This is a genomic window from Photobacterium kishitanii (assembly GCF_003026355.1).
Classification (GTDB): Bacteria; Pseudomonadota; Gammaproteobacteria; order Enterobacterales; family Vibrionaceae; genus Photobacterium; species Photobacterium kishitanii.
Map to the genome: position 1 here is coordinate 43,031 of NZ_PYON01000024.1, position 13,949 is coordinate 56,979.

Annotated in this window: 11 protein-coding genes and 2 tRNA genes; 6 read left to right on the forward strand and 7 right to left on the reverse strand. The window is 41.2% G+C overall.

Annotation, left to right across the window (positions count from 1 at the left end; genetic code table 11):
- Positions 1 to 369 precede the first annotated feature (369 nt).
- The gene (fadE, locus tag C0W29_RS19290) at positions 370 to 2,823 is read left to right on the forward strand and encodes an acyl-CoA dehydrogenase FadE (RefSeq protein ID WP_045045672.1); all 2,454 of its coding nucleotides are present in this window, start codon (positions 370 to 372) and stop codon (positions 2,821 to 2,823) included.
- Between the two features lie 48 nt (positions 2,824 to 2,871).
- Here the strand turns inward: fadE and C0W29_RS19295 are convergent, their stop codons facing one another.
- Together C0W29_RS19295 and dnaQ are read right to left on the reverse strand one after the other, a co-directional pair.
- A complete protein-coding gene (locus C0W29_RS19295) occupies positions 2,872 to 4,083 on the reverse strand; it encodes a TIGR03503 family protein (RefSeq protein WP_045045673.1) in 1,212 nt (403 codons plus the stop codon).
- Positions 4,084 to 4,090: 7 nt separating this feature from the next.
- Entirely contained in the window at positions 4,091 to 4,813 is a 723-nt protein-coding gene (gene dnaQ, locus C0W29_RS19300) for a DNA polymerase III subunit epsilon (RefSeq protein WP_045043806.1), read from the reverse strand.
- 54 nt (positions 4,814 to 4,867) lie between these two features.
- Here dnaQ and rnhA point away from each other — a divergent pair, with 54 nt between their 5' ends.
- Positions 4,868 to 5,332 (forward strand): ribonuclease HI, encoded by a 465-nt coding sequence (gene rnhA, locus C0W29_RS19305; protein ID WP_045043807.1) that lies wholly within the window; start codon positions 4,868 to 4,870, stop codon positions 5,330 to 5,332.
- 8 nt (positions 5,333 to 5,340) lie between these two features.
- Here the strand turns inward: rnhA and C0W29_RS19310 are convergent, their stop codons facing one another.
- Entirely contained in the window at positions 5,341 to 6,099 is a 759-nt protein-coding gene (locus tag C0W29_RS19310) for a class I SAM-dependent methyltransferase (RefSeq protein WP_045043808.1), read from the reverse strand.
- A 41-nt stretch (positions 6,100 to 6,140) separates the two neighbouring features.
- Between C0W29_RS19310 and gloB the strand changes: the two genes are divergently transcribed.
- The 3 genes from gloB to C0W29_RS19325 all read left to right on the forward strand — a co-directional run bounded on the left by gloB (position 6,141) and on the right by C0W29_RS19325 (position 9,204).
- Positions 6,141 to 6,899, forward strand: a complete 759-nt coding sequence (gene gloB / locus C0W29_RS19315) for a hydroxyacylglutathione hydrolase (protein WP_036793459.1) — start codon at positions 6,141 to 6,143, stop codon at positions 6,897 to 6,899.
- A 71-nt stretch (positions 6,900 to 6,970) separates the two neighbouring features.
- The gene (locus C0W29_RS19320) at positions 6,971 to 8,518 is read left to right on the forward strand and encodes a LysM peptidoglycan-binding domain-containing protein (RefSeq protein WP_045043812.1); all 1,548 of its coding nucleotides are present in this window, start codon (positions 6,971 to 6,973) and stop codon (positions 8,516 to 8,518) included.
- Complete coding sequence (locus C0W29_RS19325) at positions 8,515 to 9,204, forward strand: Yip1 family protein (protein ID WP_045043809.1); 690 nt, start codon at positions 8,515 to 8,517, stop codon at positions 9,202 to 9,204. The genes C0W29_RS19320 and C0W29_RS19325 overlap by 4 nt, the downstream gene beginning before the upstream one ends.
- Here C0W29_RS19325 and C0W29_RS19330 read toward each other — a convergent pair.
- Positions 9,201 to 10,067 carry an endonuclease/exonuclease/phosphatase family protein gene (locus tag C0W29_RS19330; protein ID WP_045045674.1) on the reverse strand — a complete coding sequence of 289 codons (867 nt, stop codon included), beginning with the start codon at positions 10,065 to 10,067 and terminating at the stop codon, positions 9,201 to 9,203. The two genes, C0W29_RS19325 and C0W29_RS19330, sit on opposite strands and share 4 nt — an antisense overlap.
- 97 nt (positions 10,068 to 10,164) lie before the next feature.
- Positions 10,165 to 10,500: a DUF1904 domain-containing protein gene (locus tag C0W29_RS19335; RefSeq protein ID WP_045043811.1), complete on the reverse strand. Its 336-nt coding sequence runs from the start codon at positions 10,498 to 10,500 to the stop codon at positions 10,165 to 10,167.
- A 311-nt stretch (positions 10,501 to 10,811) separates the two neighbouring features.
- Here C0W29_RS19335 and C0W29_RS19340 point away from each other — a divergent pair, with 311 nt between their 5' ends.
- Positions 10,812 to 12,785 carry a GMC family oxidoreductase gene (locus tag C0W29_RS19340; RefSeq protein WP_045045675.1) on the forward strand — a complete coding sequence of 658 codons (1,974 nt, stop codon included), beginning with the start codon at positions 10,812 to 10,814 and terminating at the stop codon, positions 12,783 to 12,785.
- A gap of 934 nt (positions 12,786 to 13,719) precedes the next feature.
- On the opposite strand, the gene C0W29_RS19350 is transcribed toward C0W29_RS19340, so the two are convergent.
- Together C0W29_RS19350 and C0W29_RS19355 are read right to left on the reverse strand one after the other, a co-directional pair.
- Positions 13,720 to 13,796, reverse strand: a tRNA-Trp gene (locus C0W29_RS19350).
- 36 nt (positions 13,797 to 13,832) lie between these two features.
- Positions 13,833 to 13,909, reverse strand: a tRNA-Asp gene (locus C0W29_RS19355).
- Positions 13,910 to 13,949: the final 40 nt, after the last annotated feature.

Sequence of the window (13,949 nt, forward strand, 5' to 3'; positions counted from 1 at the left end):
ATCAAGTGTATAAAAAACACACAGATTCAATAACGTGAACAGTATCACAATAGTGCTACATGTTAACGTTTGATAAAGAATTGGCAAGTGAAAATAAACTCGTACCTGATTTCGATCAATGCCAGTAAAAACGTAGCATTAGTGTTTTTACTTCCTTCTTTAGCTCCCATTTTTAAACAAAATATTTTACATTTCTTTAAAAAATAAATTACAATAAACAAAAGGTGGTTAGACCTCTTACCTTGGTTTTTTAAGTCACCTTACTCTAAAACACGTAGCGTAATATTGCCTCTAAAAATATCACCCATGAGTTCAATGAAATTTTTAGCTGCAATCTATAGTGCTGCTATATGATTACGGAGAATCGCCATGCTGACATTTATATATTTAACTGGCTTTATCTGTGTGCTTGCTATTCTTGCCTATCACCGAACATCTCGTCCTAAGTTTACTGTCGCTATTGCTGCATTATTAGTTTTAGGTACCCTGTTAAATGTTACAGGAATTATCAGTTGGCTAATTTTCACCATCGTGGCTTTAGTACTAAATACCCCCACATTACGTAAAAAATTTATTACTCATTACGCGCTCAATAGCTTTAAAAAAGTCATGCCAAAAATGTCACAAACAGAGCAGGAAGCCATTGATGCAGGTACTGTATGGTGGGAAGCAGATCTTTTTAGTGGCAAGCCTGATTGGAACAAACTACATGCTATTCAAGCCCCGACTCTAACCCCCGCAGAACAAGCCTTTTTAGATGGACCTGTGGATGATGTTTGCCGTATGGTCAATGACTTTCATGTCACCCATGATCTTGCCGATTTACCACCTGAAGTTTGGCAACAGCTCAAGCAGCATAAATTTTTTGCGATGATCATAAAAAAGCAATATGGCGGTTTAGAATTTTCAGCCTATGCACAATCGCTTGTTTTACAAAAACTTACTGGTGTATCAACGGTATTATCATCAACAGTTGGGGTACCGAACTCTTTAGGCCCTGGTGAGTTACTGCAACACTACGGTACTGAAGAACAAAAAAATTATTACTTACCCCGTTTAGCTGCAGGTAAAGAAATTCCTTGTTTTGCACTCACAAGTCCTGAGGCAGGATCTGATGCAGGCTCTATTCCTGATTTTGGCATAGTCAAAAAAGGTATTTGGCAAGGAAAAGAAGTACTTGGAATGGAGTTAACGTGGAATAAGCGTTATATCACCTTAGCGCCTGTCGCAACGGTATTAGGATTGGCATTTAAGTTATTCGATCCCGATCATTTACTCGGCGATGAGGATGATCTTGGCATTACTTGTGCGCTAATTCCTACCGATATTGATGGGGTTGAAATTGGTCGTCGTCATTTCCCTCTTAATATTCCATTCCAAAACGGTCCAACTCGAGGCGATAAAATATTTGTTCCTATCGATTTCATCATTGGTGGCCAAGCCATGGCTGGACAAGGATGGCGAATGCTCGTTGAATGCCTCTCTGTTGGTCGTGGAATAACATTACCTTCAAATGCAACGGGTGGTTTAAAAACCGCGGCAATGGCAACCGGTGCTTATGCTCGTATTCGTCGGCAGTTTAAGTTACCCATAGGTAAAATGGAGGGAATAGAAGAGCCTCTCGCACGTATTGTTGGTAATGCTTATGTCACTGATGCTGCAACGACACTCACTGTCACAGGAATAGATTTAGGGGAAAAACCCGCGGTCATCTCTGCAATTGTTAAATACCACTGCACCCATCGCAGTCAGCAAAGTATCATTGATGCTATGGATATCGCAGGCGGGAAAGGTATTTGTATGGGGCCACGCAACTTCCTAGCACGAGGTTATCAAGGTGCTCCCATTGCCGTCACCGTTGAGGGCGCTAATATTCTAACCCGTTCCATGATCATCTTTGGCCAAGGGGCTATTCGATGCCATCCATATGTACTTGATGAAATTAATGCCGCTTATAACGACGATCCACACCATGCTATTGATCAGTTTGATACCGCGTTATTTAGTCACATCGGTTTTGTGATCAGTAATATGAGTCGTAGTTTATGGTTAGGATTAACCGATGGTCGAGGTTCACCTACACCACATCACAACGCAACCCAACGCTATTATCAACAAATAAACCGTTACAGTGCTAACTTGGCACTATTAGCAGATATTTCAATGGTAACGCTAGGTGGCACACTCAAACGTAAAGAACGCTTATCCGCCCGTTTAGGTGATGTGTTAAGCCAATTATACTTAGCCTCTGCCACTCTAAAACGCTATACCGATGAAGGTCAGCAGCAAGAGGATATTGCGTTAGTACATTGGGGGCTACAAGATGCGCTTTATCAAACCGAAGTTGCCATTGATAACTTTTTAGCTAACTTTCCAAATAAGGCCATTGCCAGTGGATTACGATTATTGATATTGCCAACTGGATTACGTCGTCGTAAACCAACAGATGAGCTTGATCATCAACTGGCACGTTTAATTCAAACTCCATCCGCAACGAGGAATCGTATTGGCCGCGGTCAATTTTTAGAAGCCACTGAAAATAATACAGTCGGTATGATGGAAATGGCACTGCTTGATATTCTTGCTGCCGAGCCTATTTATGATCGAGTCTGCCTCGCTGCCAACACTCAATTACCTTTCATGCAATTAGGTAAAGTCGCAGCTAAAGGCTTAGAGCTAGGTGTTATTACCACAGCAGAAGCTGAATTACTCCAGCGCGCAGAAACGGGGCGGTTATATACAATTAATGTTGATGATTTTGATCCACAGCAGTTAGCCGTCAACCCACCTCAAACTGCACCACAGATCCATAGTGCAGCTTAAACACCAAGTATTATTACTACAAATAGGGGAAGCTGTATGCTCCCCTTTTTATTTTAACTCGTTAGGCAACATCAAATCATGTTTTGACGTTCGTTTACGGCGCCACAGTAATAACAATGTAATCGCGCTAATAACGACAATAATATTTGTAATAGCTATCCATAATAACTGTTGTTGGCGCTGCTCAGTCTGACGTGCAGTTAACTGCTGCTCCAACCGTTGTTGAGCCAATGGTGAAGTTAAACTCGGAGTTACAATTGCCACCTGAGTATAATTTTGTTTTGGCAACCTAAATACTAACTCTCTCTGCGTCAAAGCATCTGTAACATAAGCCCAACCACGCCACCATGCTTTACCAACATGACTATCATTGAGCCATGTCAATTCTAATTGTGACTGTGGTGCCGTAGTACTACGTTGAAGAATTTGTGGTTTAGTCTGTGGTTGCTTAACAACTAAATAAGCCGCTAATGAACCCGCAACAATTTGCTCAGGCTTGGTTTCAATATTAACCACATGGGATATTAATGACCGATGACTCTGCGTGAACGTGGTTGTTATTGGGGTCGGATAAACTAACACTGTTTGTTCTACTGCGCGTTCAAAAACACCGTTCGTTGACGCGATTTTGACTCGATACTTACCAGGCACAACATCAATATTAAGTGCTACAGTAAATACACCGTCACCAGCAACTTCATCATATTCATGACCATTATCAGCAAATGTACCGACTTCTATTGCTGTCGATTCATCAACTGTACCATTGGATAAATCAGAAGTTATAGGATAAAAAATTACTTTTAACTGCACTCGATCTAAAAAATCACGGAGCAATAATGGCTGTTGATTTTGGGTTAATCGGGCGCTAAATTTTAGCACTTCGGTTTGATACAATTGCGCCGGTAATTGATGAGCGTCAAGTTGGATATTAGAAATTATTCTAATGCCATTATTAGTCGATACTTTCCCTAATGCTTGCCAAGGCCCAGCCATCGGATGATTAATCGAAATAATATCCATCCCCTTATCGCTGTACCATGACATAGCTTTAGAATGACGATCGGCATAATACTTACGCCCATCAGGTGCAACTAATACCACCGACTGACTAGGCTGCTCACGCGTCACAACAAATGTGATTTGTTCTATTTCAGGATCAACGCGAAAACGATTATCAAGCCAAGTTAATCTCGTCTCAGTTTGTGCCCAAGCACAAAGTGGAACATAGAAAAGAAGTAACCATAATCGCCGCAACATAATGCCCCTAAAGACGCCAAATAACGTCAGCCTTTTTACCAATCAGATCAAGCCTATCTTGATGTGCTGTTAGTTCATCGGCAGCTGCATGAATAACCTTTAATACTTTTCGACCGCTCGCTAAACGGCGAATAGTGGTTTCTGTTGTAGAATCATCGTTACCACTACTTAAACGTAATGATGTTTGACCACCGGTCATCATCAAATAAACGTCAGCTAGAATCTCAGCATCGAGTAATGCGCCGTGCAAAGTACGATGAGAATTATCAATGCCATAACGTGAACATAAAATATCAAGATTATTACGTTTACCAGGAAACAGCCTTTTTGCCATTTCTAAGGTATCGGTTACCTGACAGATATCTTCTATTTTCGCAATTGACGCGCCCATTTTATGGAATTCATAATCCATAAAACCGGTATCGAACGATGCATTATGTGCGACGAGTTCAGCGCCATCAATAAAATCAATAAACTCTTGATGAATTTCAGCATACACAGGTTTATCACGCAAAAATTCATCAGTAATACCATGGACAGCAATCGCTTCTGGATCGATATTTCGATCAGGTTTTATATAAACATGAAACGTATTACCGGTTAATTTACGATTGATGATTTCAACAGCACCAATTTCAACAATGCCGTGGCCTTCATAATGAGGGCCGGTCATGTTCATACCGGTTGTTTCTGTATCAAATACAATAATGCGTTGGTTAGTGGCTTTCATAGTAGTTAATGTGTCAGACTTAAGTTTTTATAATAGAAGGCAAAGCTACCCACAATGATGAAGCAGGTAGAAATTTTCACCGATGGATCGTGTTTAGGTAATCCAGGTCCTGGCGGTTATGGCACAGTACTAAGATACAAACAACACGAAAAAGAGCTCAGTGGCGGCTATTTAATGACCACCAATAACCGCATGGAGCTTCTTGCAGCCATTATGGGACTGGCAAGTCTAAAACAGCCATGCTCAGTAGATCTTACCACTGACAGCCAATATGTGCGTCAAGGAATTACTCAATGGATCCATAATTGGAAAAAACGTGGTTGGCAAACTGCTGATAAAAAACCCGTCAAAAATGCTGACTTATGGCAGCAATTGGATCGAGAAACTCAGCGTCATCAAGTGCAATGGCATTGGGTTAAAGGTCATGCTGGCCACCCTGAAAATGAACGTTGCGATGTCTTGGCCCGTACCGCAGCTGAAAACCCAACCCAAGCTGATACAGGTTATCAGCCAAACTAAGCTTAGTTTTACGAACGCGGTGGGGATTTAGGTAACGTTTTTTCAACTTGGGTACGACAGTTAATCCGTAATGGTGCTAATTGACGACGTAATTTCCATGTCGGTTTGATCGGCTTAAGTGGACACGTGCGTTTACGCGCCACAATAAAATACAAACTACCTACTGCCGATAAAGGTTCAGAGAGAACATGTTCAAGCCACTCCGCACAAGCCAGATGACGGGTTGCGGGTACGATGGCAAACGTTTCTTGATACACCACTTCATAATTAAGCAATCGCAGCCAATCATTAATACGAAATGGTAAATACATTCTTCCGGTCCACGGTGCTTGGTGACGATTCCACGGTAATAACCCTCGTAAACCTAAGAGGCTCAGCGGGTTGTTACCACTTAATACCAAGTAGCCATCATCAACCATCACTCGATCAATTTCCCGTAATAATCGATGAGGATCAATAGAATAATCCAACTGATGCATTAACAAGCAAGCATCAAATGACTTTTCAATGAAGGGTAACTCTAACGCATCAGCCACAATAGTGCGCTTAGGACTGAGCTTATCGACGCTGATTTGATGTTGAATATTACAATGGCTACTGGTCAGCTCTGCACTTAAGCCACCAAGCTTTAACATATGGTAGCCAAACAATTTAGGGCACCACTCATCGAGGCGTGCCTGTAATAATTCTGCTACCCATTCACCATTGATCACATTCGACCATGTATAAGGAACTTCAATGTGTGTTACTGTACGCGCTGGCTTCATAAGATACTGCTCAACACCTGATAAGGCTGGAGACAAAATTCATGTTAACTGTTAAAAGCATACCCGCATTTAAAGACAATTACATCTGGCTAATTCAAAACCCAGACAATCATTGTGTCGTTGTTGATCCAGGGGATGCCACGCCGGTTCTTGAGGCAATAGATAAAGATAATTTAATTCTAGACGCGATCCTGATCACTCATCATCATCATGACCATGTGGGTGGTATCAGTGAATTAAAACGTCGCTTCCCTACCATCAAAGTTGTTGGCCCTAATGATGAGCCAATTCCAGGTATCACTCGTCCAGTCGAAGATGGCGATCAAGTCGATATTTTTGGTGAACGCTTTATGGTACTTAGCGTACCAGGACACACCCTTGGGCATATTGCATATGTCGGTGATGAAAAGCTATTTTGTGGCGATACATTATTCTCTGCAGGCTGTGGTCGCATTTTTGAAGGTACACCAGCCCAAATGTTTAATTCATTGCAAAAAATCGCCTCATTACCAGATGAAACTAAGATTTATTGTGCTCATGAATACACTGCAGGAAATCTTGCTTTCGCATTAGTGGCAGAACAGGATAATGCTCATCTACAACGTTATCGTGATCAAGTTAATCGACTGCGTGCCAACGGTCAAAGTACTCTGCCGACGACCCTCAATAATGAAAAGCTTATTAACCCTTTTTTACGTTGTGATCAGCCAAGTATCAAGCGTTCTGTTGCTGATAAAGCGTACGATAACTCAGATATTGAGACATTTGCAGCACTTCGACGTTGGAAAGATGAGTTTTAATGCATCTTCCCTTGTAACCAAGGTGGTTGGGCAAGTATTATCACCAACCATTTTGGCTACAAACGACTGTCATGAAATTCAAAATCCTTTTAGCAAGTGTACTTGTTATCGCAGGTTGTCAAACTACCAAAGAGACAACACAGGTCGATACTAACCAACAAAATACTGTCGTTGAGCAACCTACTAATACTTCTGTTGTACCTGTGGCACCTATTGTCAAAAAACCACAGCCTGTGGTCGTTAAACTGACACCACAACAACAACAGGATGTATGGGATCGCATTGCGATGCAGATTACGACCAAGATCCCTAATAACAAACGCGTACAATACTACCGTAACTGGTATCTAGATAATCCGCGTAATCTTGAAATCATAGCCCAACGCGCTCAGCCGTTCTTATACTACATCACTGAGCAAGTCGAAAAACGAGGCATGCCACTTGAATTAGCTTTATTACCGATAGTAGAAAGTTCATTTGATCCCCATGCTTATTCAAGTATGGCAGCGGCTGGCCTATGGCAAATTATTCCAGATACTGGACGTCGTTTTGGCTTAAAACAAAATAGCTGGTACGACGGTCGCCGTGATGTGGTTAAATCAACCACTGCCGCGCTTAATTTACTTGAATACTTAAATAATAAATTTGATGGCAACTGGCAACAAGCTCTAGCCGCTTATAACACTGGTGAAGGACGTGTTTTTAGTGCCATTCGTAAAAACCGCGCTGAAGGAAAACCCACTGATTATTGGGCACTAGACTTACCGAAAGAAACCAGCAGTTATGTACCTAAACTTTATGCCGTTGCTGATATTATCATGCACCCGAAAAAGTATGGTTTTCACCTTGCTCCAATTAGTAACAAGCCCGTTATCGAAATCGTTAAACCTGGCGTACAAATGGATCTTTCGATTGCTGCAAAATTTGCAGGTATCAGTATCAGTGAGCTGAAAGATCTTAACCCAGCATACCGCCGTGGTGTAACCGCACCGAATGGGCTTAATCAGTTATTATTACCCATCGATAAAGTTAAACGTTTTAAGCGTGAATTAGCCCAGAATCGTAATGCAAGCATGGTTACCCACCATCACCGCGTAAAAGCAGGTGAAAGCCTAGGATTAATCGCTGAGCGTTACCACAGCAGTATTAAAGCGATTCAAAAGATAAATAAACTCAAAACGACTAACCTTCGTATTGGACAGTCACTGACAATTCCAACGTCACCTATTTCATTAGTTAATCGTCAACACCGTGCCGCTATCAAGGTAGAAGCGCAACATTATGTTGTCCAGTCAGGTGATAGCCTATGGAGTATTGCACGCAAGCATAAAACCAGTATCAACAAACTCAAGCAACTTAACCGCCTGAGTAAAAATACAGTACTGCAAAAAGGGCAACGATTAAAAGTATCAACAACTGCCGTAGCTAAAAAAACCACAGCGGGTCGCAAAACGATCAGTTACACAATTCGCAGTGGTGATAGTTTAAGTGTTATCGCGCAGCGTTATGATGTCTCTGTCGCTGAAATCAAAAAATGGAATAATTTAGCTAACAGCAAATACATTAAACAAGGCCAACAGCTAAAATTAATTATTGATAATCGTAAGGTTAAAGCATGACACCATCGAAAAACCCAGTCATCGCTATCATCGATCTCTTTCGCTCACCGATAGAATGCTTTGCCGCGATCTATGAACGTCCCAAGTGGGCAATTTTACCCTACTTGATGATTATTTTAGGCTCCTTCATTGTCTGGGGGGGTTACTTTAATCATGTCGATATGCCATGGCTACAACAAGCGATTCAAGCTCAGTTAGGCAATATTGGGGAAAATGTACAACAATCATGGCTAACACGAGAAGTGCTACTTGCTGGTGAGGTATTTAGTGATATCACTGGCCGCACGGTAGTGATTTTTGTACTGGCTTTATGGTTAAAGTTAGCAACCAAAGGTAGTCAGCATCAACACAGCTATGGTAAATGGCTTGCTGCGGCCTGCTTTATTATGCTGCCATCTTTTATTGGTGACATTGCTAGCTATATTAATATTGTTTTCAACCATAATAATATTCTGCCTAATGCCGCTGATTTAAACAGTTTTAATGGTTTGTTAAAATTACCAATGAATAATCGCTGGGCAGCAATCGCGACAACCATGCCGTTATTAGCGCCATGGTACATCGCTTTAACCTACGCAGCAGTCAGTGCATGGACTGATCTCGATCGTGCTAAAGCTATCATTGTTGCGATACTTCCTTGGATACTGACCATTATTGTATGGCCATTACTGATTATTTCAGCTTAATGAACTATCGGTGGCACTAACTTAAACGTCGCTAATAATGGATTATGATCAGAAGCATCTGTTTTAGGTGCTTCTGCTTTTACCAAGCGTAAATCGCGGTAATAAAGGTGATCTAATGGTTTACCTAATACCCTAACTCGCTGGTCATTATGATATTGCACTTCTTTTAATCCCAATGAATGTGCAAAAGTTCGCACAACTTTAATCCGCGCTTTACGCCATGTATTAAAGTCACCGGCTAATATAATCGGTCCTTGATGCAGCTCTAAGACCGCTTTTAAGCTATCCAATTGCTGTCTATATTCATTTAAACCAATCGCAAAATTAACACCATGTAGATTAACCACTGCTAATGTTTGTCCATCTGACAATGAAAATTGTGACAGTAATGCTGATTTAGGCAACCGTAACCACGGCTCCATGGCAAGATAAGCGCAAGTTTGACGCGATGATACTCGCGATAAATTCATGACTCCGGCTGGAGTATCAAGAAATCGAAACGCATTCGCCATCCTAACCTGCCAATGACTGGTATCTAGATAGGTTTGTAACTCAGTATTTAAACTTGCCTCTTGTAATAATACTAAATCACTTTTTTGAGTAAATGATGCTAATGCTGAACGCCAATTTGGTCGTTGCTGCTTATAAATATTCCATACCGCTACCGTCAACATGCCATTATTATCAAGTGGTGGCGCAATTTCACTTTCAATACAATGATAGCTAAAGTGAGGTGCAAACACTTCGTTAGTGACTTCAGGTTGGATCGAAACATCAAATGAAGAATTAAATGCTCCTAGACCCAATGCGCCCGCTACGACACCTAAGCCAGCAACCACTTTTGTTTTTGTTCTACGCGCCATAATACCAGCCTACAAAGACAACTCAGCCCATTACGTTAATGGGCTGATATCATCGTAAAATTAGAAATAACAACATCAGTATAAGAATAGAGATGGCTTAATAATGTTTACCATTATCATAATAAGCAGAAGGTGTCAGCGCGGTAAAAATAACAGCGACATCTTGCTGTGGATCTTCAACTGCAGATCTAACGATCGCAGTAATTGTATCAGCAACGAGATCTTGGGTTTGTTGTCCACGATCAAACCAAAAGACTTCAACAAAGGGGTAAGCATCTGACACTTCCCCGTCAAATATAAATGATGCAGGAATATGCTCAACGGTGAAATCTTCACGAGGGCAAGCCATTAAAGGCTGTAAATCATCAACCAATTTTGTTGATAGCTGCTTTACTGTATCAAATGCAATAGCACGAAAGCGAAGGTGTGGCATAAAAACTCCCGATAAATGACTAGTTACGCGACTACATTACCACTTAATATCATTCGATCTCGAGTTTTTATTATACCAATTATTGCATCAGCCTTAACTTACACCGCTACAATTGATGAAACCAATATTAACAACTATATTTATATCTATATTAATTAGACATTATACATATGACCTTTTTTTCTTAACCATCACAAGAATTTAGGTATTTCAATATGTTATCAATAAAATCTTTAATATTACTATTCAAAAAAACATTGATAATAATAGCTAAGTTATTAATAACAGGGCTATTACTACCGATATCAGTTATGGCTCATGCTGAAAATTATAAAGCGGTTTATGATTATATCGTTGTTGGTGCAGGAGCCGGTGGTGGTCCATTGGCTTCAAGCTTAGCTGAGCGAGGATTTAAAGTACTACTGGTTGAAGCTGGAGATCTCAACCCTGCAGACAAAGATTTTATGGACGCCCCCGCTCTGCATGTTAAAGCCAGTGAGCATCCAAGACTATCGTGGCAATATTTCATCAATCATTATAGTGATCCCAACCGAAATAAATTAGATAGTAAACATTGTCCGCAAAAATCAGGGTGCCCAGATAACTCAACCGGCATTTTTTACCCTCGAGGATCAACTATCGGTGGCTCAACCGCCGTCAATGCCATGATTTCGGTTATCCCACACAACAGTGATTGGGATAATATCGCCAAAATGACTGGTGATGACTCTTGGTCTGCAAGTAATATGCGACACTATTTCACTAAAGTTGAACGTAACCTTTATGGTAAAAATGAATCCACAGGCCATGGACGTCAAGGTTGGCAACCTATCAATCATAATGCCCTCTTAGCACCAAATAAAAATGGGCAGTTATATTCCCCTCTTTCTCCTGCGGTCAAATTTAGTTATTTAGATATTTTTGCTGGAGCCGTAAAACAAGCGGATCGCGGACAAGCAGATCATCCTAGTTTTTTATTTCCATTTAAAGATATAAATAAACTCCGTAGCAACAATGAACCTGAAGGTTTATATCAAGTGCCCGTTGCCGTTGATGAACAAGGACATCGTTCTGGAGTGGCTGGTCGCATTACTTCTACTATTGAAGCTGGATACCCACTAACGCTAAAAACGCATACATTAGCAACGAAAGTCGTCATGGTTAAACACCACAATACACTTCCAAAAGCTGAAGGTATCGAAGTTTTACATGGCGCACATTTATATCGAGCAGATCGAAACTCCGCAGGTAGCATTACTCCAACCCCAACCTACTATAGAGCGAGCAAAGAAGTTATTTTATCCGCAGGGGCATTTAACACCCCACAACTACTGATGCTATCAGGTATTGGAGACAAAAAAGAACTCCAAAAACATGGTATTACTGTCAACGTCAATCTACCGGGAGTAGGAAAAAACCTTCAAGATCGTTACGAAATACCTTTAGTTTTTGAAAAAAGACGTCGCTTTTGGATTTTTGATTTTGGACCTAAAAACTTCCCGGCTTTAACAAACTGTAATTTTGATCCATACAATAAGGATAACTGTCATCGTGATTGGGAAAATCAACAAAAAGGAGTCTATACACAACCAGGCGCACTAATCAGTATGGTAACAAAATCCCAACGCTATGATTTACACGGTAATAAAAAAGCGATAACGAATGAAATTAATCAATTAGATCCTGACTTATATATATTTGCTATTGGAGGAACATTCAAAGGTTACTACCCAGGCTACAGCAAAGATACTTTTGATCCAGACAACCAATACACTTGGTTACTATTAAAAGGCCATAGTAACAATCGAGGCGTCGTATCACTAAGAAGTGCAGATCCTCTAGATACACCAATCATCAACTTTAAATATTTTGGCGATCCTCAAGCAGGTGTCATGCCAAGTAATGAGCATTACGATGATCTTGAAGCAATAATGAAAGGGGTAAAATTAATAAGAAAAACAGCACGCTACTCAACTAAAGCTACCTTTAATAAAGTCTTTCATAAAGAAGTATGGCCAGGAAACCATATTAATACCGATCGAGAAATTCAGAATTTTATTATGAATGAATCATGGGGACATCACGCATCTTGTACCGCAAAAATTGGGTCTATCGATGATCCAATGGCTGTATTAGATAGTAATTTTAAAGTCTATGGTACCGATGGACTCCGTGTCGTGGATGCCAGTGTTTTCCCTAATATTCCAGGTTTCTTTCCTACAATCGCTATTTATATGTTAAGTGAGAAAGCTGCAGATGTTATTGCTCAGGATGCCTTTAACTAAAATCCATCACAATGATACAGATGTAAAAAATCCTCACATTACTGTCGAGACTTTCTTGAAGATGGCTAAGATAACGAGATTCAAGCTTCCAACACGCGCTGATTTTCGATATCGCTGAATCTGCTGCGCTGCCAGTTGAAGCTACACCGATCTATCACAATGATACAGATGTAAAAAAGCCCCGACATTACTGTCGAGGCTTTCTTGAATATGGCAGGAGTTACGATATTCGAGCTTCCAACACGCGCTGATTTTCGGTATCGCAGAATCCGCTGCGCTGCTAGTTGAAGCTACACCCTATCTATCACAATGATACAGACGTAAAAAATCCTCACATTGCTGTCGAGGCTTTCTTGAAGATGGCAAGGGTTACAAGTTTCAAACGCCCAACAGGCGCTGATTTTCGGTATGGCGGAAGCTGCTGCTCTGCCAGTTGGAGCTCTATCATAATGATACAGACGTAAAAAATCCTCACATTGCTGTCGAGGCTTTCTTGAAGATGACAGGGGTGGAGAGGATTCGAACTTCCAACACGCGCTGATTTTCGGTATGGCGGAAACTGCTGCTCTGCCAGTTGGAGCTCTATCATAATGATACAGACGTAAAAAAGCCCCGACATTTCTGTCGAGGCTTTCTTGAAGATGGCAGGGGTGGAGAGGATTCGAACTTCCAACACGCGCTGATTTTCGGTATCGCTGAATCCGCTGCGCTGCCAGTTGAAGCTACACCCTATCTATCACAATGATACAGACGTAAAAAAGCCCCGACATTGCTGTCGAGGCTTTCTTGAAGATGGCAAGGGTTACAAGTTTCAAACGCCCAACAGGCGCTAATTTTCGGTATGGCGGAAGCTGCTGCTCTGCCAGTTGGAGCTCTATCATAATGATACAGACGTAAAAAAGCCCCGACATTGCTGTCGAGGCTTTCTTGAAGATGGCAGGGGTGGAGAGATTCGAACTCCCAACACGCGGATTTGGAATCCGCTGCTCTGCCAGTTGGAGCTACACCCCTGTAGTTATTTTAAAGACTTAACTATGTCTTAAATAATGGCGGAGTGGACGGGACTCGAACCCGCGACCCCCGGCGTGACAGGCCGGTATTCTAACCAACTGAACTACCACTCCGCAGTGTCTATTCAGCATTTAAGCAATTTGAAGCCTGGCG